General features: G+C 67.9%; 27 protein-coding genes. 20 read left to right on the top strand and 7 right to left on the bottom strand.

The window, feature by feature from the left end; translation table 11 throughout:
- Positions 1 to 11: 11 nt before the first annotated feature.
- Entirely contained in the window at positions 12 to 512 is a 501-nt protein-coding gene (locus F5544_RS15255) for a polyadenylate-specific 3'-exoribonuclease AS (RefSeq protein WP_167473808.1), read from the top strand.
- Between the two features lie 60 nt (positions 513 to 572).
- Here F5544_RS15255 and qcrB (F5544_RS15250) read toward each other — a convergent pair whose 3' ends face one another.
- From qcrB (F5544_RS15250) to ctaE, 4 genes are read right to left on the bottom strand one after another with little or no spacing between them, the layout of a single operon-like run.
- Positions 573 to 2,189, bottom strand: a complete 1,617-nt coding sequence (gene qcrB / locus F5544_RS15250) for a cytochrome bc1 complex cytochrome b subunit (protein WP_167473807.1) — start codon at positions 2,187 to 2,189, stop codon at positions 573 to 575.
- Entirely contained in the window at positions 2,186 to 3,331 is a 1,146-nt protein-coding gene (qcrA, locus tag F5544_RS15245) for a cytochrome bc1 complex Rieske iron-sulfur subunit (RefSeq protein WP_167479214.1), read from the bottom strand. Before qcrA ends, qcrB (F5544_RS15250) begins: the two co-directional genes overlap by 4 nt.
- Positions 3,332 to 3,354: 23 nt before the next feature.
- The gene (gene qcrC / locus F5544_RS15240; protein WP_167473806.1) at positions 3,355 to 4,254 is read right to left on the bottom strand and encodes a cytochrome bc1 complex diheme cytochrome c subunit; all 900 of its coding nucleotides are present in this window, start codon (positions 4,252 to 4,254) and stop codon (positions 3,355 to 3,357) included.
- A gap of 58 nt (positions 4,255 to 4,312) precedes the next feature.
- Complete coding sequence (gene ctaE / locus F5544_RS15235) at positions 4,313 to 4,924, bottom strand: aa3-type cytochrome oxidase subunit III (RefSeq protein WP_167473805.1); 612 nt, start codon at positions 4,922 to 4,924, stop codon at positions 4,313 to 4,315.
- Positions 4,925 to 5,097: 173 nt separating this feature from the next.
- On the opposite strand from ctaE, the gene F5544_RS15230 reads away from it, so the two are divergent.
- The 4 genes from F5544_RS15230 (at position 5,098) to F5544_RS15215 (ending at position 7,326) form a co-directional block, all read left to right on the top strand.
- The gene (locus F5544_RS15230; protein ID WP_167473804.1) at positions 5,098 to 5,511 is read left to right on the top strand and encodes a hypothetical protein; all 414 of its coding nucleotides are present in this window, start codon (positions 5,098 to 5,100) and stop codon (positions 5,509 to 5,511) included.
- Positions 5,512 to 5,565: 54 nt separating this feature from the next.
- The gene (trpD, locus tag F5544_RS15225; protein WP_167473803.1) at positions 5,566 to 6,627 is read left to right on the top strand and encodes an anthranilate phosphoribosyltransferase; all 1,062 of its coding nucleotides are present in this window, start codon (positions 5,566 to 5,568) and stop codon (positions 6,625 to 6,627) included.
- A gap of 121 nt (positions 6,628 to 6,748) precedes the next feature.
- Positions 6,749 to 7,033, top strand: a complete 285-nt coding sequence (locus F5544_RS15220) for a hypothetical protein (protein ID WP_167473802.1) — start codon at positions 6,749 to 6,751, stop codon at positions 7,031 to 7,033.
- Positions 7,033 to 7,326, top strand: coding sequence for a hypothetical protein (locus F5544_RS15215; RefSeq protein WP_167473801.1), 294 nt, complete (start codon positions 7,033 to 7,035; stop codon positions 7,324 to 7,326). The genes F5544_RS15220 and F5544_RS15215 overlap by 1 nt, the downstream gene beginning before the upstream one ends.
- Before the next feature lie 45 nt (positions 7,327 to 7,371).
- Here the strand turns inward: F5544_RS15215 and F5544_RS15210 are convergent, their stop codons facing one another.
- Both F5544_RS15210 and F5544_RS15205 read right to left on the bottom strand, forming a co-directional pair.
- Positions 7,372 to 7,647: an Lrp/AsnC family transcriptional regulator gene (locus tag F5544_RS15210; protein WP_167473800.1), complete on the bottom strand. Its 276-nt coding sequence runs from the start codon at positions 7,645 to 7,647 to the stop codon at positions 7,372 to 7,374.
- 10 nt (positions 7,648 to 7,657) lie between these two features.
- Positions 7,658 to 9,511, bottom strand: a complete 1,854-nt coding sequence (locus tag F5544_RS15205; protein ID WP_275107033.1) for a DEDD exonuclease domain-containing protein — start codon at positions 9,509 to 9,511, stop codon at positions 7,658 to 7,660.
- 561 nt (positions 9,512 to 10,072) lie between these two features.
- On the opposite strand from F5544_RS15205, the gene F5544_RS15200 reads away from it, so the two are divergent.
- The 15 genes from F5544_RS15200 to F5544_RS15130 all read left to right on the top strand — a co-directional run bounded on the left by F5544_RS15200 (position 10,073) and on the right by F5544_RS15130 (position 22,056).
- On the top strand, positions 10,073 to 10,642 hold the full coding sequence (locus tag F5544_RS15200; protein ID WP_167473798.1) for a C40 family peptidase: 570 nt from the start codon (positions 10,073 to 10,075) through the stop codon (positions 10,640 to 10,642).
- Between the two features lie 223 nt (positions 10,643 to 10,865).
- Positions 10,866 to 11,888, top strand: a complete 1,023-nt coding sequence (locus F5544_RS15195) for a C40 family peptidase (protein ID WP_174867592.1) — start codon at positions 10,866 to 10,868, stop codon at positions 11,886 to 11,888.
- Positions 11,889 to 11,894: 6 nt separating this feature from the next.
- Positions 11,895 to 12,887, top strand: a complete 993-nt coding sequence (locus F5544_RS15190) for a hypothetical protein (protein ID WP_167473796.1) — start codon at positions 11,895 to 11,897, stop codon at positions 12,885 to 12,887.
- 63 nt (positions 12,888 to 12,950) lie between these two features.
- Complete coding sequence (locus tag F5544_RS15185) at positions 12,951 to 14,078, top strand: glycosyltransferase family 4 protein (RefSeq protein WP_167473795.1); 1,128 nt, start codon at positions 12,951 to 12,953, stop codon at positions 14,076 to 14,078.
- A 97-nt stretch (positions 14,079 to 14,175) separates the two neighbouring features.
- On the top strand, positions 14,176 to 14,565 hold the full coding sequence (locus F5544_RS15180; RefSeq protein WP_167473794.1) for a polyketide cyclase / dehydrase and lipid transport: 390 nt from the start codon (positions 14,176 to 14,178) through the stop codon (positions 14,563 to 14,565).
- A 44-nt stretch (positions 14,566 to 14,609) separates the two neighbouring features.
- On the top strand, positions 14,610 to 15,047 hold the full coding sequence (locus tag F5544_RS15175; protein WP_167473793.1) for an SRPBCC family protein: 438 nt from the start codon (positions 14,610 to 14,612) through the stop codon (positions 15,045 to 15,047).
- Positions 15,044 to 16,306, top strand: a complete 1,263-nt coding sequence (locus tag F5544_RS15170) for an ArsA family ATPase (RefSeq protein WP_275107057.1) — start codon at positions 15,044 to 15,046, stop codon at positions 16,304 to 16,306. The genes F5544_RS15175 and F5544_RS15170 overlap by 4 nt, the downstream gene beginning before the upstream one ends.
- Positions 16,303 to 16,695: a hypothetical protein gene (locus F5544_RS15165; protein WP_238847253.1), complete on the top strand. Its 393-nt coding sequence runs from the start codon at positions 16,303 to 16,305 to the stop codon at positions 16,693 to 16,695. Before F5544_RS15170 ends, F5544_RS15165 begins: the two co-directional genes overlap by 4 nt.
- Positions 16,692 to 17,702, top strand: a complete 1,011-nt coding sequence (locus F5544_RS15160) for an ROK family protein (protein WP_167473792.1) — start codon at positions 16,692 to 16,694, stop codon at positions 17,700 to 17,702. Before F5544_RS15165 ends, F5544_RS15160 begins: the two co-directional genes overlap by 4 nt.
- Before the next feature lie 108 nt (positions 17,703 to 17,810).
- Positions 17,811 to 18,536 (top strand): lysophospholipid acyltransferase family protein, encoded by a 726-nt coding sequence (locus F5544_RS15155; protein ID WP_167473791.1) that lies wholly within the window; start codon positions 17,811 to 17,813, stop codon positions 18,534 to 18,536.
- Positions 18,537 to 18,693: 157 nt separating this feature from the next.
- Entirely contained in the window at positions 18,694 to 19,089 is a 396-nt protein-coding gene (locus F5544_RS15150; protein ID WP_167473790.1) for a hypothetical protein, read from the top strand.
- A 184-nt stretch (positions 19,090 to 19,273) separates the two neighbouring features.
- Positions 19,274 to 19,579: a hypothetical protein gene (locus F5544_RS15145; protein ID WP_167473789.1), complete on the top strand. Its 306-nt coding sequence runs from the start codon at positions 19,274 to 19,276 to the stop codon at positions 19,577 to 19,579.
- The gene (gene qcrB, locus F5544_RS15140) at positions 19,576 to 21,192 is read left to right on the top strand and encodes a cytochrome bc1 complex cytochrome b subunit (protein ID WP_167473788.1); all 1,617 of its coding nucleotides are present in this window, start codon (positions 19,576 to 19,578) and stop codon (positions 21,190 to 21,192) included. Before F5544_RS15145 ends, qcrB (F5544_RS15140) begins: the two co-directional genes overlap by 4 nt.
- A gap of 2 nt (positions 21,193 to 21,194) precedes the next feature.
- Positions 21,195 to 21,437, top strand: coding sequence for a DUF2007 domain-containing protein (locus tag F5544_RS15135; protein WP_167473787.1), 243 nt, complete (start codon positions 21,195 to 21,197; stop codon positions 21,435 to 21,437).
- 157 nt (positions 21,438 to 21,594) lie between these two features.
- Positions 21,595 to 22,056, top strand: coding sequence for a nitroreductase/quinone reductase family protein (locus F5544_RS15130; RefSeq protein ID WP_167473786.1), 462 nt, complete (start codon positions 21,595 to 21,597; stop codon positions 22,054 to 22,056).
- A gap of 650 nt (positions 22,057 to 22,706) precedes the next feature.
- Here the strand turns inward: F5544_RS15130 and F5544_RS15125 are convergent.
- Positions 22,707 to 23,471 carry an SDR family NAD(P)-dependent oxidoreductase gene (locus tag F5544_RS15125; RefSeq protein WP_167473785.1) on the bottom strand — a complete coding sequence of 255 codons (765 nt, stop codon included), beginning with the start codon at positions 23,469 to 23,471 and terminating at the stop codon, positions 22,707 to 22,709.
- Between the last annotated feature and the right edge of the window lie 100 nt (positions 23,472 to 23,571).

Below are 23,571 nucleotides of genomic sequence, written 5' to 3'. Positions count from 1 at the left end.
GAGCGATCTCGTTGAGATATTTTTATGACTGCGAATTCATCGAGGACGGACTGGTGATCGATCTCGTCTCGATCGGCGTCGTCTGCGAGGACGGTCGCGAATATTACGCCGTCTCAACGGAATTCAATCCCGACAAGGCGGGGCCGTGGGTGCGCAAGTACGTGCTGCCGCAGCTGCCGCCGCCGTCGTCGCCGTTGTGGCGCGGCCGCAGGCAGATCCGCGACGACCTCTACCAATTCCTGGTCCCGCGCCCGTCGGTGCAGCCGGAACTGTGGGCCTGGGTAGGCGCGTACGACCACGTCGCCCTGTGCCAGCTGTGGGGTTCGATGGTCGACCTACCGAACGCCCTGCCCCGCTACACGAACGAACTGCGCCAGCACTGGGACGCACACGGCCGACCCGAACTCCCCCCGGTCCCGCCGGACGCCCACGACGCCCTCGCCGACGCCCGCCACAACCTCGCCAAATTCGAGGCCATCGAGGCGGCCCGCCGCGCGGCCGCCAGGAGCTGACCGAAAAGCGCGGGCCCCGAGTCGATTTCGACTCGGGGCCCGCGCTGCTCAGATCGAGCGTCAGTGACCGTGCTTGTCGTTCTTGGCCCGCTCCTGGGCCTCCTGCAAGACGGCGAGCTGCTTGTGCTCTTCCTGGTGTTCGATCTCGAAGTGCTTCTCGCTCTCCGCGGGCGGGTCGGCCCGCAGGAAGCTGCCGGTGCCCGGCTTACCGGCCGAACCCAGCTTGTTCATCTTCTTCGGGATCGCGGCGCCCTGGTACTCCAGCGGCACCGGGTGGCCGTGGTCGTCGACCGGGCCGAGCGGCTGGTGCACCTCGATGTACTCACCGTGCGGCAGGCGCTTGATCACGCCGGTCTCGATGCCGTGCTCGAGCACCGCCCGGTCGCTGCGCTGCAGGCCGATGCAGAACCGGTAGGTCAGGAAGTACGCGATCGGCGGCGCGACCAGCAGACCGATGCGGCCCATCCAGGTGGTGGCGTTCAGCGAGATATCGAACTTCAGCGCGATGATGTCGTTGACGCACGACAGGGTCAGCACCAGGTAGAACGCGATCGACATGGCGCCGATCGCCGTGCGCACCGGGACGTCGCGCGGACGCTGCAGCAGGTTGTGGTGCACGTCGTCACCGGTGAGTCGCTTCTCGATCCACGGGTAGGCGATGAGCACCGTGAACACCAGACCCATGATCAGCGCCACCCAGAACACCGCGGGAACGGTGTAGCGGCCCAGGTAGAGCTCCCACGGCGGCATGAGGCGGGCCAAGCCGTCGGTCCACATCATGTAGAAGTCCGGCTGCGAACCCGCGGACACCTGAGACGGGTTGTACGGGCCCAGGTTCCAGATCGGGTTGATCTGCAACACGCCACCCATGAGCGCGACGGTGCCGAGGGTGAACATGAAGAACGCACCCTGGTCGGCGGCGAACACCGGGATGATGCGGGCACCGATCACGTTGTTCTCGGTGCGGCCGGGGCCGGGGAACTGCGTGTGCTTCTGGTACCAGACCAGCGCGACGTGCGCCGCGATCAGCGCCAGGATGATGCCGGGCAGCAGCAGCACGTGCGCGATGTACAGGCGCGGGATGATGATGTCGCCGGGGAAGTCGCCACCGAAGATCAGCCAGTGCATCCAGGTGCCGATGATCGGGATCGACATGGTGATACCGCCGAAGGCGGCCCGCAGACCCGTACCGGACAGCAGGTCGTCCGGGATCGAGTAGCCGAAGTAACCCTCGAACATGGCCAGGATCAACAGCAGCGAGCCGATCACCCAGTTCGCCTCGCGCGGCTTGCGGAACGCGCCGGTGAAGAAGATGCGGAACAGGTGGATGATGATCGAGCACGCGAAAAGCAGTGCGGCCCAGTGGTGTACCTGCCGGACGAACAGACCGCCGCGCACCTCGAAGGAGATGTTCAGCGCCGACTCGTAGGCCCGCGACATGGTGACGCCACGCAACGGCTGGTAGGCGCCGTTGTAGACGACCTCGGTCATCGACGGATCGAAGAACAGGGTCAGGTAGATACCCGAGAGCAGCAGGATGATGAACGCGTACAGCGCGATCTCACCGAGCAGGAACGACCAGTGGGTCGGGAAGACCTTGTTGATCGACCGCTTCGCGAACGCGGCGGCACGATACCGCTCGTCCATCTCATTGGCTTGCGTTGCCACACGACTCATGAACGACGCTCCCAGTAAGCCGGGCCGAGCGGCTCGATGAAGTCGCCGTTGGCGACCAGGTAGCCCTCGGAGTTGACGGTGATCGGCAGCTGCGGCAGTGCGCGAGCGGCGGGACCGAAGACCGGCTTACCCCATTCGGTCGCCGAGAACTGCGACTGGTGGCAGGGGCACAGAATCCGGTTGGTCTGCTGCTCGAACAGCGAGGTCGGGCAGCCGAGGTGGGTGCAGATCTTCGAGTAGGCGAAGTAGTCGCCGAAGTTGAAGCTCTCCTGGCCCTTGCGCTTGATCGCCTTCTGCGCGTCGGCGGTCCGCAGGCGGATCAGCATGACGGCGTTGCGGATACCGCGCAGCGACTGCAGGGTCGCGTGCTCGTCGCCGCGCCACTTCTCCTTCCACGGGAACACGGTCTCCATGGCGCCCGCGTCCAGATCCTCGGGACGGACCAGCACGATGTCCTCCGGGCGACCGGTGTCGCGGCGGATGTAGACGGTCTCGCCCGGGTAGTCGGGGGTCCAGCCGGACACCCACAGCGGCGCCTTGTCGCCCTTGGCCCACGGGTTCTTCACCAGGCCGCCGACGAACACCAGCAGCGCGCCGATGCCGAGCACGCCGACGCCCGCGCCCGCGGTGCGGGTGATCAGCTTGCGGCGGCCCAGCGTCGAGGTCTCCAGCGCGTCGGACAGCTCGGCGACCAGCGTGCGCCGCTCCACCTCGTCGGACGGGCCGTCGTGGCGGACCTGGATGGACAGCTCGGCCGGGATGAACTTCTTGCGGATCAGCACGACGGCGATGCCGATGGCGAGCACCGAGATGCCGAGGCCGATACCGACCAGCGGGGTGTAGAGGGAGTAGGCGCCGTGCCCGGACTCCGACTTGCCCTTCCACTCCCACGGCCAGAACAGGAAGACGCCGACCAGCACGGCCGCCGCCAGTCCGGAGATGGCGAACCAGAACGCCACCTGGCGCTCGGCCCGCTTCTCGGCGCGGGTGCCCGGAACCGGGAACCGCTCGCGCCGGTAGGCGACGTCGACTCCGTCGCGTTCGGTGCCGAGCTTGACCAGCTCGTCCCGCGACATCGCGTCGAGCTCGGCCTCCGTGTACTCCTTCGGCGCACCGCCGTCGTGGCCCTCTTCCGGCCGCATGTCGTTGGTCTCCTTGTCGTCGCTCATGAGCGGGATCCGATCCACATCGCCGCGCCGACGACGGCCACGATGCCGACGACCCACATGGCCAGGCCCTCGGTGGCCGGTCCGAACCCGCCGAGGTCCCAGCCGCCCGGGCTCTTCTCCTCGGTCGCGTTCTTCACGTAGGCGATGATGTCGCGCTTCTCCTCCGGGCTGAGCTGCCGGTCGGAGAACTTCGGCATGTTCTGTGGGCCGGTGACCATCGCGTCGTAGATCTGCTGCTCGCTCGCCGGTTCCAGCGGCGGGGCGAACTTACCGGAGGACAGCGCGCCGCCGCGTCCGGTGAAGTTGTGGCAGGAGGCGCAGTTCATCCGGAACAGCTCGGAACCGCGGGCGATATCCGGACCGCGCAGCGACTCCTCGGCGACCTTGCCGTCGGCGTCGCGGATGACGGTCGGGCCGCCGCCGTTCGCCGCGACGTACGCGCCGAGCGCGTCGGTCTGGTGCGCGTCGAACTTCGGGTCCTTGCGGGTGGCCTGGGCCTCGTTGCGCGCCATGGGCATACGGCCGGAGGACACCTGGAAGTAGACGGCGGCCTCACCGACACCGATCAGGCTGGGGCCGCGGTCCTGCACGCCCTGCAGGTTCGCGCCGTGGCAGGTGATGCAGGAGGTTTCGTAGAGCTGCTGGCCCTCGCGGATCAGCGCGGACTGATCGTCCTTGGCCGTCGCCACCTGCGCGGTCGGCGTCAGCGCCGCGGCGAGAAAACCGGCTCCGACCAGGCCCACCAGCAGCGCGAGACCGCCCGCGATCCGACGGCGGACGCGCCGCTGCCTGCGCGTCTTGCTGGCCTGACCGCCGCTAGCGACTGCTTGCAGGTCGCTCGAAACGACACTGCCGACACCGGCGGGCTCTGGCGCTGACGGGGGAGATGAACTCATCTGTGTCCCTTTGGAGTAGACGGAACCGACTTGTGTGCTGTGTGTTGCCCGCGCGAAATCAGCGGACGAAGTAGATCGTGGCGAACAGCCCGATCCACACGATGTCGACGAAGTGCCAGTAGTAGGAGACGACGATCGCCGCGGTGGCCTGCGCCGGGGTGAACTTGCTGACCTTGGTGCGGATCAACAGGAACACGAACGCGATGAGACCGCCGATGACGTGCAGGCCGTGGAAGCCGGTGGTGATGAAGAACACCGAGCCGTACGAGCTGCTCGCGATCGAGGTGCCCTCCGAGTACAGGGCGCGGTATTCGGTCCCCTGACCGATGACGAAGAACAGACCCATGAGCAGGGTGACGACGTACCAGCGCCGCAGCCCGAACACGTCGCCCTTCTCCGCGGCGAACACGCCCATCTGGCAGGTGAACGACGATGCGACCAGCACGGTGGTAACCGGCACGGCGAGCTTCATATTCAGCTCGGTCGGTTCCGGCGGCCAGTTGCCATGGGCCTGGGCGCGCGCGACGAAGTACATCGCGAAGAGGCCGGCGAAGAACATCAACTCGCTGGACAGCCAGATGATGGTACCGACGCTGACCATGTTGGGCCGGTTCAGCGAGTGCACACGCTGGGTAATGGCCGATCCTGGGGTCCCTACTGCGGTCGTCACGGGGGTAAGTATGACTCGTCGTAGTACGACAGCAGTACCCGGGTGCGAAACTTGTCCGTCCGTGTCGGAAAACCCACGGACAGAGGGGGTCTCGTTCGGGCGTCGGCGTGTTGGGCGGCCGAAGGCGATCATGGCAGGCCAGGTTGAGAAAAAGCTGAGATGAGGAGGCGAAGGTGGCGGGTTGGCTGCGACGGTTGCTCGGCCGTAGCGATCAGGTGTCGCTCGATCCTGGCCGGGCCGATCTCGTTGTGGTGGTAGCGAGTTTCGATGACGCGGAGGCGTGTTCAACGGCACTCGACCGCGCGACGGCTCTCAATCGGGACGAGCCGGCGGTGCTGCGCCACCATCTGCGGATCCCGGCGGAACGGGTCGGGCAGGTGTGCGCGATCGCCGCGCAGGAGGGTTACGCCGCGGCCGAGACGCCTACCGATGCCGGCGATGGACTGAAAAGGCTTCTGCTGCAACGTGTTCAGCTGCTCGATGCGCTGCACTGCGCGCAGGAGCGGTCCAGGATGGTCGGTCTGGCGCAGCGCAACGACGGCGTCGCGGACGGCTGGGACGCGCTACAGCCCGGCAGCGCGCACTAGGCTGCTTCGCGAACGAACTGGTGCGCGAACCAGTGGTGACGGGAGAAGTGGACAATGAGCGTGCGCAGCTGGCCCCAGGTGCTCGGGACCCTGGCCGACGGCCGCGATCTGGCCGCGGAGGATACGGCCTGGGTGATCAACGAGATCTTCACCGATAACGCCACCACCGCGCAGATCGCCGCGTTCGGCGTCGCCATCAAGATCAAGGGTCCGACCCCGGCCGAACTGCGCGGCCTGGCCACCGGCATGCTGCGGCACGCCAGGCTGGTGCATATCGACGGGGACGCGGTGGATATCGTCGGCACCGGCGGCGACCGCTCCGGCTCGGTGAATATCTCCACCATGTCCTCGATCGTGGTCGCCGCGGCCGGGGTGCCGGTGGTCAAACACGGGAACAGGGCCGCCTCGTCGAAGAGCGGCGGCGCCGATGTGCTGGAGGCGCTCGGGGTGCGGCTCGCGCTCGGTCCGGAATCGGTTGCCCGATGTGTGCGCGAGACCGGAATCGGGTTCTGCTTCGCGCCGCTGTTCCATCCGGCGCTGCGATACGCGGGGCAGGCGCGCAAGGAGATCGGCATCCCCACCGTCTTCAATGTGCTCGGCCCGCTGACCAATCCGGCGCAGCCCAGGGCCGGGCTGATCGGCTGCGCGTTCACCGAACTGCTTCCGGTGATCGCGGGCGTATTCGCCGAGCGCGGCAGCAGCGCGCTGGTGGTGCGCGGCAACGACGGGCTGGACGAGATCACCACCTCCGCCACCACCGACGCGTTCGTGGTTTCCGGCGGTCGGGTCCGCGAGACCACCATCGACCCGACCCGCATCGGCATCCCCCGGGTCGAGTTGGCCGCGCTGCGCGGCGGGGACGCGGCGACCAACGCGGAGGTGGCCAGGGACGTCCTCGCCGGGAAGGCGGGTCCGGTGCGGGACGCGGTGCTGCTGAATTCGGCGGCGGCCATCGTCGCCTACGACCTGTCGCGCGGCGCAGGCGAATTCGAGCAGGATGTGCACGAGGCGCTGGCGCGCGGCATCGAGCGCGCGGCGGGCGCGATCGATACGGGTGCGGCCGCCGCGCTGCTGGAGCGCTGGGTCGCGCTGACGAACACCCTCGGGGACAGCTGAACCCTTCAGCTGCCAACACCACATAACAGCTGGTCAGATGCGCGTAAGCTGATCTTGTTATCCGGCGCGCCCGCTCGACGTCCGGCGTGCGCCGACCCCATCGACGAGTGAGGAGCACGAGATGCGGCGCAGTATGTATGCGGTACCGATCGGCTTCGCGGTCGCGGCACTGGTCTGTGCACCCGGTGCGCATGCGGCGGGTGGCGACCTGATCGTCAACGGCAGCCCCTTCTCCGATCCGGCCGGCTGCGTCTTCCTCGGCGCGGACGATGTGTACAACATCCAGAACAACACCGGCAGCGTCATCACCCTGTACACCAAGGCCGAGTGCGACGGCGACTCCACCGCCATCCTCTCCCCCGGCGATTCCGGTTCATACACCGCCAAATCGGCGCTCGTCGGCTGATGGCTTCCTCGGCGATGTACGGAATCCCGATCCTTCCAGCGGTATTCGCCGCTATCGTGCTCGGCGCACCGGCCGCGGCGGCCGCTCAGGGAAATCTGATCATCGACGGCGTGACCTATTCGGACCCGTCCGGATGCATTCTGCTCGGCGGCGGCACGCATTTCATGCAGAACGACACCGGCAGCGTGATCACCATCTATCCGACCGGTCAGTGCGGCGGCTCCGCGAGCGGCATCCTCACCGCCGGTTCGTCCGGCAGCTATACCGGCAAATCGGTGGTGATCGGCGGTTGAACGCTCGGCCGCGGCGGCCGGAGGGGTTCGCCGCGGCCGAATCGTTCACTCGCCCAACGAGAATCCGGCCTCCACATCCGATCGTGAATACGATTTGAACGCGATGTGGGTGGTGGTGCGGACAACGCCCTTCACCCGATCGATCCGGTTGGTCACCACCTCGGCGATCTCCGCATGGTCGCGGACCCGCACGATCGCGATCAGATCGACATCGCCGGCGCAGGAGTAGACCTCGGCGACGCCCTCGGTGTCGGCGACCTCCTGGGCGGTCTCCGGGATGCGGGCACTCTCGACGTGGATCAGGACGATCGCGGTAATCATGGGTGTCAGCCTAATGGTCGAGATATTCGGCCTCCCCCGATCGCGCCCGCGCCGCCACCTCCGCCCAGCCGAGCCACCGGGCCGCACCGAAGATCGGCTCGCGATAGCCCTCGCTGGTCCGGACGATCCGCACTCCGGGCTTCGTCAACCAGCGGGCGATCAGGCCGACCTCCTCCGGCGACGCGCCGCGCAAGGGTGGAGCGTTATCTATCGCGTCCTTATCTATAGGGCCTATATCTATGGGGCCCTTGTCGTCATCGCGACGACGGAAGGCATCCTCGGTCGCCGAGTCCGTCCGCACCGGCGGATCGCTCGCGAGATCGGGCAGCGATGTCTCTCCTTCCGGGACAACCGTTTCCGCCGCGGCGACGATCTGTTCGACGACGGCCATCGGCGGGACGCCGCGCGGCGCGACGCCAGCGCCCGCCAGCCGTCCGTATCGGATCACGGAGAACTCCCAGCCCCGCGCGCCGTCCGGGTGCGCGACGATCAGTTCGGCGATGCGGGCGAGCGCGGCGAGTCGCTGGGTGCGGTACAGGGCACGGACGACGGCGGCGGTGCGGTCGCGCAGCCGGGCGGCCGCCTCGAAATGCTCGGCCCGCGAGTGGGTTTCGATGCGGTCGAACATGGCTCGCAGCGGCGCGTCGGATCGTCCGGCGAACAGGGCACGGACCAGCGCGGGCGCCGGCGCGTATGTCTCCCTATTAATAGCGGTGGGTGACGCGGCCGGGCAGCCGCCGACCACCGCGGGCGGGCAGACGTGTCGCCCGCCGCGGGGCAGGCGGGTGGTGCAGGTCCGCAGCCCGGTGAATTCGGCGATGACGACGGCGATTTCGGTGGCGTCCAGCCGGGACGGGAAGGGCCCGACGGCATCCCGGGTCGGGCCGCGGACGATGGCGAAGCGCGGGAACGCCTCCTCGGTGAGCGTGATCCACCAGCCGCGCTTGGGAAATTTGGAGCGGCGGTTGTACGGCGGGGCATGCGCGACGAGCAGGCGCAGCTCACGCACCCCCGCCTCCAGCCCGTGTGCGCAGACCACATGGTCGACGCGGGTGGCCAGGGCGACCATCTCCTTCATCCGGCCCCTGGTCTCGGATCCGGTGAAGTAGTTGCGCACTCGGCGGCGCAGGTTCACCGCGGTGCCGATGTAGAGGACCTCGTCCGCCGGACCTCGGAACAGGTAGACGCCGGGCGCGCTCGGCAGATCCTGTGCGAAAACACGTTTGGCGCGCTGGCCGGAGGTGACGCCGGGCAGATAGTCGAGCAGTTCGGTCAGGCTGTGCACGCCCTGATTGCCGACGCGCGCGATGAGCGCGTGCAGTACGTCGACCGTCGCCCTGGCGTCGTCGAGCGCGCGGTGCGTCGGCTGGGTGGCCGCGCCGAGCACCCTGGCCAGCACGCCGAGCCGCACCGTCGGGGCCTCGTCCCGGCCGAGTACCCGCCGGGCCAGCTTCACGGTGCACAGCACCTGCGGATTCGGCCATGCGGCATCCATGCCTGCCGCGGCGGCGCGCAGGAAGGCCATATCGAAGCGGGCGTTGTGCGCGACGAGCACCGCACCGGACGCGAACTCCAGGAATCCGGGCAGCACCGCCTCGATGCGCGGGGCCGCGCACACCATGGCGGTGGTGATGCCGGTGACGTGCACGACCGCGGGCGGGATCGCCCGTCCCGGGTTCACCAGGGTGGCGAATTCGCCGAGCACCTCGCCGCCGCGCACCTTGACGGCGCCGATCTCGGTGATGGCGTCGGCGCCCGGGCTGGTCCCGGTGGTCTCCAGGTCGACGACCACGAAGGTGGTGTCGTAGAGGGGCGTGTCGAGATCGTCGAAGGCCATCTGACGGGCCGAATGGGGGACGGACACGGCGTGCAGCGTAGGCCGCGGGTACGACAGGTACCGGGCGACGGAAAAGCCACCACGATTGTCCGGATCGTTCGACGAGTTTCTCCGCGCGTTGCCCGTGAAATGATCTTCCATTGTCAAAAGTGACGCAGCTCACATCATTGTCGAAAATGCATCAATTCTCCGGATGCGCCGGATTCCGGTACGGCGGTGCCAGCGGCCCGCTGCGGCGCCTCGACAAAACAGACTGGACGGATACCTTCCAACTGGCCGGTAGCATCAATGACGCGCGATACGAGCTGGGGAAACATCGCACGCGATGATCATTCGCGGGCCCCGGATCGCTCGGCGCGCCGCCCCGGTTGCCGCCCCGATGCCCGCGCTCGTTACCCGGAGTTATCGTTTCGTTATTTGTTGTGAGATATCTCGCATTTAATCCGGTGCAAATTTGTTGCCCATCGGCATTTCGCAAGTCGGCGACTTTACAAATGACCGTGATGCGTTCGTAATCTTTTCGAGACCTCGCGGAGTCCGACGCACCACCGGGTGCGGCGTCGCGGGGCAGATTGGAAGTACCGCATCATGGCGACCAACACCGTCAAGCGACAGGCGCAGCGAGTCGTTGCGTTCGGAGCTGTCGGCGCTGCCACCCTCGGCGCGTTCCTGCTTCCGGCAGCCCCCGCGTCGGCCCAGCCGGTGACCATCCCCGGCGTCGGAACCTTCGAGGTGCCGAACGAGATCCAGATCCCGCAGGGCATCCCGGGCATCGAACTGCCCGGCACCCCGCCGCCGTTCGCCGCGCCCAAGAAGTCGCTCGGCCAGATCGCGCTCGACGCCGCGATGACCAAGGTCGGCGCGCCGTACGTCTACGGCGCCGCGGGCCCGAACGCCTTCGACTGCTCGGGCCTCGTCCAGTGGTCTTACCGCCAGGCGGGTCGCGAACTCCCCCGCACCAGCGACGAGCAGCTGGCCACCGGCACCCCCATCTCGCTGGACGATCTGCAGCCCGGCGACCTGGTCTCGTTCTACGGCGGCAGCCACTCCGCGCTGTACGCGGGCGACGGCAACGTCGTGCACGCGTCCACCGCGGGCAGCCCGGTGCACGTCTCGCCCATTTCCTCGATGCCGTTCGCGGGCGCGCGCCGCTTCTGACATCATCTCCGATCGGGCCGCGAGCTATCGCGGCCCGATCTTCGTCTCGAAACGGTTGTCCTCTGGACACGGACCGACGCTGTTCCGTAACCTAACTGAGACCTTCCCGGGTTGCGGGGTTGTCAAACCTCGCACTCGAGTCGCATTCGCTACACGAGAGAACGGGGCACGGCAGGCCGTGACGAGTCACCGAAGACAGCGCAGGAATCGTCTGGTGGGAGCGATGTTCGCGGCCGGGGTGCTGGCCACGACCCTCTACGGTGGCGGTCCGGCCGGGGCCGATCCGGCGGCCATGCCCGCCCCGGCCAGCGCGAGTGACGCCATCCAGCGAATGATCGACCTGTCCCGGCAATCCGAGCAGCTCAACCAGCAGATGCTCAACGCGCAGGCCGACCTCGACGCCAAACTCGCCATCCAGCGCGACGCCGACGGCAGACTCGCCTCGGCCACCAAGGCGGTCGAACTCGCCAAGGACGAGGTCCGCAAGTACCAGCCGGTCATCGACCGCACCGCGATCGCGACCTATCAGGGCGCACGCACCAACAAACTCTTCGCCGTCCTGCTCAGCGACTCCCCGCAGCAGCTGCTCGACCAAATGTCAACGCTGGACGTGCTTTCCGCGCAAACCGCCGATCAGGTCGACAAGTACAAGAAGGCCACCGACGCCGCGGCCGCCGCGGAGAACATCGCCCGCACCGCCGACGACGCCGCCAAGGCCGCCGCGGCCAAGGCCGACGAGGTGCGCGCCGATCTGGAACGCAAGCGCACCGACCTATCCGCCGCGATCACCAATGTGGTGCAGGCGTGGACCGGCCTGTCCACTCAGGACAAGGCGACGCTGGCCGGATCGCCGTTCCCGCCCGGCTTCGACCGCGACACCCTGCTGCAGGGTCTGGTGCCCGGCAGCGGCACCAGCGCGCTGGCCGCCGCGCTCACCCGCATCGGCGACCCGTACGTCTGGGGCGCCACCGGCCCGAACCAGTTCGACTGCTCGGGTCTGGTCCAGTGGGCGTACAAGCAGGTCGGCAAGGATGTGCCCCGAACCAGTTCGCAGCAGGCCAATTTCGGCACCCCGGTGCCGCGGGATCAACTACAACCCGGCGACCTGGTCTTCTTCTACTCCGACATTTCGCATGTCGGCATCTACGCGGGCAACGGCCTGATGGTGCACGCCTCGACCTTCGGCGTTCCGGTGGCGGTCGCGCCACTGGGTTCGACGCCGTTCCATTCCGCTCGGCGATACTAGTGGGCTATGGGTAGGTTTCGCGCCTGGCTTTCGGCCCGCGGACGGTTTCAGTTCTGTCTGACCGTCGGCATGGTGACCGCGCTGACCGGTGTCTGCGGCGCGCTGATCCTGCTGCCGAATTCGGTGCTGCCGAAACCCAATGCGGCGCAGGCCGCCTCGGTCGAAAGCTATGCGCAGGCCAAATCGGACGATCCACGGCTGGCCGCGGTGCGCCGGACCATGGAACCGTTCGGCGCGCTGGTCGCCCGGCGGGTGCCCACCGGCGACGGCAAGGAGTCGATCGTCGTCGGGCATGCGCAGCAGGACGGCGAGATGACCGTCCTGGAGGGCGAACTCGGCGCCGCGACCGATGCCGTCACCCAGGTGTGGGGCACCGACTGGGCTCAGTCGACGGTGGTGGTCGTCGCATCGAATCCATCCGAATTCGCCGCGCTGGTACATGCCGGCGCGGATATGCCGACCGAGATCGCCGCGGCCTCGGTGGCCGATCCGTTCGCACCCGGCACGACGCCGACGGGCCAGCGGGTGGTGTTCAGCCCCGAATCCGGCCGCCGGGTCGGGCCGGAGGGTCTGCGCACGCTGCTGCGGCACGAGCTCACCCATGTCGCGGCCCGCGCGAAAACCGCTGACGGCGCGCCGCTGTGGATGCTGGAGGGTTTCGCCGACTACGTCGCACAGCACGGGCAGGGGCATCGCTTCGTCGATATCGCGCCGACGCTCACCGCGCGGTTGCGCGATGGCGATACCCCCGCGGACCTGCCCACCGACCGCGAATTCGGCGGCGCGCAGGCCGCTTACGCCTATGAGCGCGCCTGGTCGGTGAGCGAATACGTGGCCGAGAAATACGACCAGCCGAAGCTGGTGGACCTGTATCGCCGGGTGGCCGCCGCCAAGGTCGACGCCGCGGGCGAGGACCGGATACTGCGCGATGCGTTCGGCGTCGGCCGCGCCGACTTCGTGAACGACTGGCGCGCCTGGTTGCGGCGACAGATCGGCTGATCGCGCCCGCGCCGGGTGACTGCGCTCGGCGGCGGCGGGCAACGACACAGTATTTTGTTGCCCATGGCCCGAACTTTGCTGGTTACCAACGATTTCCCGCCGCGGCCGGGCGGTATCCAGTCGTATCTGCACGCCCTTGCGACGCAGCTGCCGCCCGATGATCTGGTGGTCTACGCCCCGCGCTGGCGTGGCGACAGCCATCTGAAGTTCGACGCCAAACAGAAGTTCCAGGTGGTCCGCCACCCCACCACGCTGATGCTGCCGACCCCGCTGGTGCTGCGCCGGGCCACCCGCCTGCTGCGCGGCGAGAACTGCGACACGGTGTGGTTCGGCGCGGCCGCACCGCTGGCGCTGCTGTCCCCCATGCTGCGCCGGGCCGGCGCCGACCGCATCCTGGCCAGCACGCACGGGCACGAGGTCGGCTGGTCGATGCTGCCCGGCGCGCGGCAGGCGCTGCGGGCGATCGGCGACAACACCGATGTGGTCACCTACGTCAGCAAGTACACGCGCAATCGGTTCGCATCGGCCTTCGGGCCCGCCGCCGGACTCGAATATCTGCCGCCCGGCGTCGATCCGGATGTCTTCCGGCCCGATCCGGCGGCCCGCGCGGAGCTGCGCACCCGGTACGGCCTCGGCGACCGCCCGACCATCCTGTGCCTGTCCCGGCTGGTGCCGCGCAAGGGGCAGGACGCGCTGATCATGGCGATGCGCGAAATTCGCGCGCGGGTGGACGGCGCGGTGCTGGTGATCGCGGGCGGCGGACCGTACGAGGAGAAGCTGCACGCGCTCGCGGCCGCCGCGGGCGTCGCCGACAGCGTGGTGTTCACCGGACGGGTCGCCTCCGCCGAACTGGCCGCCCACCACACCATCGCCGACGTCTTCGCGATGCCGTGCCGCACCCGCGGCGCGGGACTGGACGTGGAGGGGCTCGGCATCGTCTACCTCGAGGCGTCCGCGACGGGTGTGCCGGTGGTGGCCGGGAATTCCGGCGGCGCGCCGGAGACCGTTGTCGAGGGCAGCACCGGCCGGGTGGTGGACGGCCGCAAGATTCCGCAGATCGCCGCGGCCATCATCGACATTCTGAGCGACCGCGACGCGGCGGCCGAAATGGGCGCCGCGGGCCGGGCCTGGGTCGAGCGGCAGTGGCGCTGGGACGACCTCGGCGCCCGGCTGCGCACACTACTGCGGTGAATCGGGCGCGATCTACTACGCTTCCGGACGTGAGGGAGCGAACCATGAACACAGCGGCGTTGCTCATGACGGAGCCGAGCGCCAGCGAGGCGCGGTCGTGAGCACTATCCAGGTCGCTGATCAGACGTTCGTCGCCGCGCCGGGGAACGCCGTCGCCGATGTGCTGGCGGGACCGAACAATTGGCGCCGCTGGTGGCCGGATCTGACCCTCGACGTGCGGGAGGACCGTGGCGACAAGGGAATCCGCTGGACCGTCACCGGCGCGTTGGACGGCACCATGGAGGTCTGGTTGCAGCCCGCGCTGGACGGGGTGATCCTGCACTACTTCCTGCACGCCGAACCGGCGGACGCGCAACAGCTCTCGCCGCGCCAGTTGCTCGCGGCGAACCGCGCGCGCCGGGTGGCGGGTAAGAACATGTCGTTCGAACTGAAGGCCCGGCTGGAGGCGGGCCGTCCGGCGGGCGTCCCGCCGAACCACGCCTCCTGAAACCAGCGCCGACCGCATCGCGCCCGAAAGGAATACCGCCCGCCATGGCCGACAGGACCCAGAGGTCGATCATCATCGAGGCCCCGTCGCAGCAGGTGATGTCCGTCATCGCCGATCTGGCGTCCTACCCGGAATGGGTTTCGGCCGCGAAATCGGTGGAAGTGTTGGAGAAGGGACCCGACGGCCGGGCCCGCACCGCACGCTTCGTATTGGACGCGGGCGTCGTCAAGGACACCTACGTGCTGTCCTATCGCTGGCGCGCCGACGACAAGGCGGTCAGCTGGACACTGCTCGAGGGCGAATTGCAGAAGGCACAGGACGGCACCTACGAACTGATCGATCAGCCCGACGGCACCACCCAGGTGATCTACGAGTTGACCGTCGACCTGAACATCCCGATGATCGGCATGTTCAAACGCAAGGCGGAGAAGGTCATCACCGATACCGCGCTCAAGGAACTGAAGAAACGGGTCGAAGGCTGACCACGCAGCGAACCCGCGTCGAACTCTTCATCGGCAAAGGCGGGGTGGGCAAGACGACGCTGGCCTGTGCCACCGCGCTGGCCGCGGCCAGGTCGGGCAGCCGGGTGCTCATCGCATCGCTCGATCAGGCGCATTCGCTGGGTGACGCGCTCGGCTTCCGCTTCCCGCACGATCCGGGCGCCGTCACCGGTATCGCGCATGTGTTGCCGAATCTCGATGTGATCGAGGTGGATTCGCTAGCGCTGCTGGAGGACCGGTTCCGCGAGGTGACGCGGATGCTGTCCGGGGCGGGCCACGATCACGGCATCGATCACGGCATCGATCTCGGCGCGCTCGATCCGGCCGAGCTGACCGGGCTGCCCGGTGTGCAGGAACTGCTGATGCTGGTGGAGCTCACCGGTTTCGCCACCGACGACGAATGGGATCTGCTGGTCGTCGACTGCCCGCCGACCGCGGATATGTTGCGCATCATCACCGCGCCGGACACCCTGCTCGGCTATCTGGAGCGGGTGTGGCCGCCGCACGCACGGGCCATGAGCGGCGCGGGCACCGATCTGCGCCGGGCCGTGCTCGCCGCGACGGTGGAGCGAATCGTCAAGGCGGTCACCGAGGTTCGCGATCTGCTCGCCGATCACACCAGGACCGGGGCGCGCCTGGTCACCGTCGCCGAGCGGGTGACGGTCGCCGAATCGGAGCGGGTGCGTTCGGCGGCCGCGCTGCTCGGGCTGCGGTTGGACGCGATCGTGGTGAACAAGGTGCTGCCGCCGCTGCCGCCCGCCGAACCGGTCGCGCATCCCGCGGTGGACTGGTATCTGAACCGGCGCGCCGAACAGCTGCTCGTGGTCGCGGAGCTGGAGATCGCGGCCGGACCGGTCCCGGTGGTCATCGCCCAGCACACCGGATCCGAGCCGGTCGGGCTGCAATCGCTGTCGGCCTTCTCCTACGCGCTGGACGCGGATCCGGCGGCGGGCGACAATCCGGCGGGGGTTGGCGCGAGTTCCGGCGAACCGGTGGTTCGATGGGAGTCGGGCGCCGGCCCGCAGGCGGTGTACACGCTGCGGATGCATCTGCCCGTTGTCGATCCGGCAACGCTGCGACTGGGACGAGTGGAGGACGATTTGATCGTGGGAGCGGACGGTGTGCGGCGCCGGGTGCGCCTTGCTCCGGTGTTGCGGCGGTGCACGGTCGAGGGCGCCGAACTCGACAGCGGTTATCTCACGGTGCGTTTCCTGCCCGATCCGGAGGTGTGGCCGAAATGACCGGGTCGACGCAGGCCGACGGGCTCACCGAATTCGCCGAGGAATTGCGCCTGCTCGCCGAGGCCGTGCTGGAGCGGGTCGAGCCGGTGCTGCGGCGCGGCGCGGCGGACGGGCAGACCGAATGGTCGAGCTGCTCGTGGTGTCCGGTGTGCGCGGCCGCCGCGCTGGTGCGCGGCGAACATCACGACGTGGCCGCGGCCATCGCCGAACACGGCACCGCGATCGTCACCATCCTGCGCGAGGCGCTGGCGGGCGTGCCGGTCGAGCCGATCCTGCCGCCCGAATTCGATCCCGAAACGGGTGCACCCCATGATCATTCGGTGACCGAATCGAACGAGACACCGCGCCGCACCGGATACGTTCACATTCCCGTGACGATCAAGGCATGACGCGGCGCATGGCAGGTGGCCCACCGTTGACGGTCGGAATCGACGTCGGCGGCACCAACATTCGCGCCTCGGTGGTCGACGCCGACGGCGAGGTGCTCGACACCGTACAGGCGCCGACCCCGCATTCGGCGCGCGCACTCGAGGACGCGCTGGATCGCGCGGTCCGTGAACTGTGCCGCAGGCATCCGATCGGCGCGGTGGGCCTCGCGGTCGCCGGATTCATCAACGGCGACCGGTCCACCGTCCGCTTCGCACCGCATCTGCCGTGGAAGGACGCGCCGGTGGCGCGGCGGCTCACCGAGCGGCTGGAGCTACCGGTGATCCTGGAGCACGACGCCAACGCCGCCGCCTGGGCCGAGTACCGGTTCGGCGCCGCGGCGGGCGGCCACAATGTCGTGCTGGTCGCGATCGGCACCGGCATCGGCGCCGCGCTGCTCATCGGCGGCCAGCTGTATCGCGGAACACACGGCGTCGCACCGGAACTCGGCCACCTACAGGTGGTGCCGGACGGGCGCGCCTGCCCGTGCGGTAAGCGCGGCTGCTGGGAAAGGTATTGCAGCGGAACGGCACTCGCCGATACCGCGATCGAGATGCTGGCCACCGATCCGGTGCGTTCGGTGCTGGCCAAGGACGTTTTCCGCGATCCGGGTTCGCTTACCGGGCGCCGGGTGGCCGGTGCGGCGCAGGACGGCGATCCGCTGGCCTGCCTGGTGCTCGCCGATTTCGCGCGCTGGCTGGGCCTCGGCCTGGCGTTCGTCAGCGATATCTTCGACCCGGACCTGATCGTCATCGCGGGCGGCGTGAGCAGTTCCGCACCGCTGTTCCTGGACGACGCGCGAGAGCACTACGCCAAATCGGTGACCGGCGCCGGACACCGGCCGCTGGCCCGGATCCGGACCACTCAGCTCGGCGAGGCCGCCGGCATGATCGGCGCGGCGGAGTTGGCGCGGGCCACCGCGATCGGCGCGGACGACGGACGGGTCCGGGTCGCGCGTTCCTCCCGGTGACGGGTGTGGTGAGATACGCCCCTGAGGTTGGATGTGATCTGGAACCAGCGGTAAAGTCGCCTCAGACGCAGGTGCCCGCTTCGATCCCGGTCCCGGGGGAAGGACGTCATGTTCTACTGGCTGCTGAAGTTCGTGCTGCTGGGACCGTTCATCCATCTCTACAATCGGCCGACGGTCGAAGGTGTGGAGCACATTCCGGCGGACGGACCGGCGATTATGGCTGGTAATCATCTCTCGTTCGCGGACTGGTTGTTCGCGCCGCTGATGAGCCCGCGCCGGATCAACTATCTGGCCAAGGCCGAATACTTCAACACCCCGGGCATCAAGGGCCGTTTGCAGAAGTTCTTCTTCAGCGCCACCGGCCAGTACCCGATCGACCGCAGCGGTGCCGACGCGGCCGAGGACGCGCTGAACGCCGCCCGCAAACTGCTCGACGAGGGCCGCCTCGTCGGGCTGTACCCGGAAGGCACCCGCTCCCCCGACGGCCGCCTGTACAAGGGCAAGACCGGCCTGGCCCGGCTCGCACTGGAGACCGGTGTTCCGGTCATCCCGGTCGCGGTCATCGGCACCGACGAGGTGAGCCCGCCCGGACCGTTCCGCTGGCGCCGCCGCCGGGTCACCGTGAAATTCGGTGAGCCCATCGACTTCTCGCGTTACGAGGGCATGGGCGGCAACCGCTTCGTCGAGCGCGCGGTCACCGACGAGGTGATGTACGAGCTGATGCAGATGGGCGGCCAGGAGTACGTCGACGTATACGCCGCCAGCCTCAAGAAGGGTGTGCCGAGCGGCTCCCGCCCCGAGGCCAGCCGCATCCCCGACACCGCCGCCAGCTAGCGATCCCCGAAGTTTCCCGCCCCCACCGACACTCGTCGGCGGGGCGGATTCGTTTCGAACGGCCTTGCCTACGTGCGCATTCCGGGGAATGCTGCCCTGCGGGACCGCTGTCGCTGTGCGAGTATGGCGCGCGGAACACGGGAGTAGGACGCTTGGTATGAATTTGGGCTGGATCGAGGTCGCGGTGGTGGCCATCGTGCTGGCGCTGCGGCTGCTGGCCACCGGATGGCTGTTGAAGGTGTCGGTGCTGTCATTCGGGGTGGTGCCCGCACTGGTGCTCGGACCGTTGATCGGCGCCGGATTCGCGGCGACCCACATCACCCATCCCGCGCTATTCCTCGCCGACGGGTTCGCACTGTTCGGCGCGCTGCTGTTCCCGGACTTCGGTGACCCCGACGAATACCAGGTGCCGCTGCTCATGCTGCTGCGCGGCGATCCGGCGCTCTCGGCCGGAAGCCGGTTCGGCACAGTGTTATTCGTGCTCGGCGGCGTCGGATTCACCGGTTATGCGATCGGGCTCGCGGTGACCTGGATCCAGATCGGCCTCGGCTGAGACACGCGAATTCCCGGATCCAGCAACATTTCTTTGTCGATGATCGCCGCGGCGACAAGCTCGAGCCGTACCGCTTCCGCACCGCGAATTCGATGGTGACGGGCGCCACACCGAATCGAAGTCACCTTTTCGGCGGCCGGGGCGTCAAGGGATCGGTAGCACTTCTATCGACAAGGAGATGACGATGCCTCAGCTGATCATCCGCTACGCGGTGACCGAGGACGCGGGGGCGGCGGAGGTGGCCGCCGCCGTCGAGTCCGCGTTCCAGGCGCTGCACGCCGCCGCACCCGCCGGTGTCCGCTTCACCTACGGCCGGGTCACTGGCACAAAGGATTTCGTCGCGTTGCTGGAACTCGACGAGGGTGTGGAGAATCCGCTCCCGGCCATCGAGGCGGCACGGGCCCTACAGGCGACGGTCGGCAAATGGGCCGTCGGCTCCCCCGCGCCGGTCCCGTTCGAACTACTGGGTTCATACGGGATCAACCGATGAGTGCGGGCGCGAAGGTGGCCGCGCGCGCCGACGCAGCCGACGAGCGCTACCGGGCCGCCGCATTCCTCAAACGCTCGATCAACAAGGTCTTTCCGACCCACTGGGCCTTCCTGCTCGGCGAGATCTGCCTGTACAGCTTCATCATCCTGCTGATCTCCGGCATCTACCTGACGCTGTTCTTCGATCCGTCGATGAAGGAGGTCGTATACGACGGCGCGTATCAGCCGATGCGCGGGGTGCACATGTCCGCGGCCTACGCCAGCTCGCTGAACATCTCGTTCGAGGTGCGCGGCGGACTGTTCGTGCGGCAGGTACACCATTGGGCCGCACTGCTTTTCGTGGCCGGGATGATCCTGCACTGCCTGCGGGTCTTCTTCACCGGCGCGTTCCGCAAGCCACGCGAGGCGAACTGGGTGATCGGCGCGCTGCTGCTGATCCTGGCCTTGTTCGAAGGCTATTTCGGCTACTCGCTGCCCGACGATCTGCTGTCCGGCACCGGCCTGCGTTCACCGCTGGGCGGTATCACGATGAGCGTCCCGATCATCGGCACCTGGATCCACTGGGCGCTGTTCGGTGGCGAATTCCCAGGGACGGTATTGATTCCGCGCCTGTTCATCACGCATGTGCTGCTGTTCCCCGGCATCATGCTCGCGTTGATCGCGGCGCATATCGCGCTGGTCTGGTACCAGAAGCACACGCAGTTCCCGGGGCCCGGCCGGTCCGAACGCAATGTGGTCGGTGCGCGCATCGTCCCGGTGTTCGCCGCCGACCAGGGGGCGTTCTTCATGTTCACCCTCGGTGTGCTCGCGGTGATGGGCGGCGTCTTCCAGATCAACCCGATCTGGCAGTTGGGCCCGTACAACCCGGCGCAGGTGTCGGCGGGATCGGCACCGGATTTCTACATGTGGTGGACCGACGGGCTAGCCCGGCTGGTGCCGCCGTGGGAGATCTATCTCGGCAGATACACGATCCCCTCGGCCTTCTGGGTCGCGGTGATCATGGGTCTGGTGTTCACGGTGCTCGTCATATACCCGTGGATCGAGAAGCAGCTGACCAAGGACGACGCCCCCCACAACCTGCTGCAGCGGCCGCGCGACGTGCCGGTGCGCACGGCGATCGGCGCCATGGCGATCACCTTCTATCTGGTGCTCTCGTTGTCGTGCTTGAACGACATCATCGCGATGAAGTTCGATATTTCGCTCAACGCCACCACCTGGATGGGCCGCATCGGCATGCTGATCGCCCCGCCGATCGCGTATTTCATCACCTACCGGTTCTGCCTCGGCTTGCAGCGCAGCGACCGGGCGGTGCTGGAGCACGGCATCGAGACCGGCCTCGTCAAGCGGCTGCCGCACGGTGAGTACGTCGAGGTGCATCAGGCGCTCGGCCCCGTCGACGAGCACGGGCATCCGATTCCGCTGGCATACCAGGGGGCTCCGGTGCCGAAGAAGATGAACAAGCTGGGCTCGGCGGGCAAACCCGGTCTCGGCAGCTTCCTGCGGGCCGATCCGCGGCAGGAGAGCGAGAAGCACTTCGAGATCGAACATGCCGAGGAACGCAAGCAGCTGGCCGTACTCCTGGAATACCAGAGGCGCGACAGCGAGGGGCACTGATCATGTTGCGGCCCAACCGATCCGCGCCCCCGGCCGACGACTACGGTCTGCTGGCCGCCGCGGCGACCGTGCCCGACCCGATCACCGCACGCACCGTGCGGGACCTCTTGCGGGCCAACGGGATCCGCGCGACCACCGGCCCGGCCGGGGCGCCGGGCCCGATCGGCCGGAAACCGTGGCGAGTACTGGTGTTTCCCGAAGACGCCGTACGCGCCTACGAGGTGCTGTGCAGCCATACCGCCTGACAGCACCCGTCACCCGGTGGTCAGCCACCTCTCACCACCCACCGGGTTGACGCGAAGGCCCCGAACACCACCCCTGTTCGGGGCCTTCGTTTTCCGCCCGTCGGGATCTCGCGGTGCCATGCTGATCGCACGAGTTCCGACGGAAAGGTTTGGCTCCATGAGCATCCGCAAAACCCCGGCGGGCACCAGGGGTACGCGCCCGTTCTCATCCAATGGCTTCGTCCGCGTCATGATGCGGGCCCTACGGCCCTACCATCGCCTGCTCGGCGACCGCTACCTCGGCATGGACCTGCTCTACCTGACCACCGTCGGCGCGAAGACCGGCCGGCGCCGCACGGTCGCCCTCACCCGCTTCGCCGACGGCGACGGCTGGCTCGTCGTCGCATCCATGGCCGGATCGTTCCAGCACCCGGGCTGGTACCACAACATCGTCGAACATCCGGACCAAGTGTGGATCGAGGTGGGCGGCAAGAAGTTACGGGTCGTCGCGGAACAGTTGACCGGCGAACAACGCGAGGCTGCTTGGAAACGAATCACCACCGAGCACCGTCGGTATCTGGAGTACCAGGAGAAGACCGACCGAGTCATCCCGATCCTGAAACTCACTCCTGCCATGTGAGGTTCGGCGACGGGACGCGGCGGTTCGGGCTCCGGTCCCGGTCGGGAGGGATCGGCATGTCGAAACGTGGTCGCGCCGCTACGACGACGTAATCGCCCCAGCTAGGCGCGGAGTGCGTTGGCATGCGGCGGTGCGGTTTCGCATCCGGGGTGAGGCCGATATCCATACTGGCGCCGTGGCATCCGGCCTGAACGGACAAAATCAGACGACTTCCGCGGGATTTCCGCATATCCCAGCTGATTTTGTCCGCCTAGGCCGACTGACTCGGCACCCGCCCTGCATTTACCTTTGATCCAGTAGAGATAGGCACGCAGTGCGCTGGCAAGCGGGGTCTCATCCCAACCAAACGGGACCGGTCGGCCGTTATCCGTTCGTCGATAACGCCGCACCCCGGCTCCAAGGTGCACACCCCGTACATCGTGTGCTCGGTTCGCAGCCGGGGTGCGGCTGCAACCGGGCACGTCGCCACCAGGAAATCAGCTACCAAACCGAAAATGAACGCGACGGTGGAGATCAAGCTGGGACAGCGTCACCCTTGGTGCGAAACCGACACCCCCGCATGCCAACTCGACCCGCACCCAGCTCGGGCGATTACGTCGTCGTAGCGACGCGACCACGCACTCAACGCACTGACCACTCCAAACCGATCACTACCCGAACGCACGCGACAACCGCACGCCCGCCCGCGCCGCTTCCGGCGGCATCCGCGCCTCCTGCCGCAACTGCCGCACTTGGATGACCGCCGCGACCTTACGTGCCACCGTTTCAGCGTCGAAGCCGAAATCCGGCTCCTCAGCCGCGGACACGCCCGCATACCGCACCGAGGTCACCTGCACACCCTGCGCAGACAGTTCGGCGGCCGCGCATTCGGCGAATGCCGTCCACGCCGCCTGCGCGCTCATATACGGCGCGAAATTCGGTGTGGGGCCGGTATTTTCGGGGGCGACATTGATCACCTGTCCGGAGCCCGCGGCGAGCATGGCGGGTAGCAGGCCGAGGGTGAGGCGCAGCGGGCCGAAATATTCGGCGGCCATGGTGCGCTGGTAGTCGCGGAAGCGGTCGACGGATTGCGCGAGCGGGCGGCACAGCGGCCGGCCGGCATTGTTGATCAGCACATCGACCGAACCGAATTCGCGCAGCACCCAATCGGTCAATTGATCGACGTCACCCAGTGCGGCGATATCGCAGCGACACCAGTGCACCTGCGCGCCGACCCGACCGAGTTCCTCGGATAGCGGGACGAGCCGGTCCCCGCGCCGACCCACCAGCAACAGCCGCGCACCGCGCGACGCGAGGAGCGCCGCGGTGGCACGGCCGACGCCGGAGCAGGCGTCGGTGAGCAGAATGCGCAGACCCGCAATGGATTCCACGGGTTCGATGCGGCGATGATTCGGCGAGGTACGGAATTCGAGCATCGGCACAGCAACCTTCACGGACGAACGAGCTGAGACAAACGCATCGACACCCCGCCGACAGTGCCGAATCGCCGCCGCTACCTTCCGGCGACGATGGCAG

The sequence above is a fragment of the Nocardia arthritidis genome, assembly GCF_011801145.1.
GTDB lineage: Bacteria > Actinomycetota > Actinomycetes > Mycobacteriales > Mycobacteriaceae > Nocardia > Nocardia arthritidis_A.
This window is presented reverse-complemented; position numbering and strand designations above follow the sequence as displayed.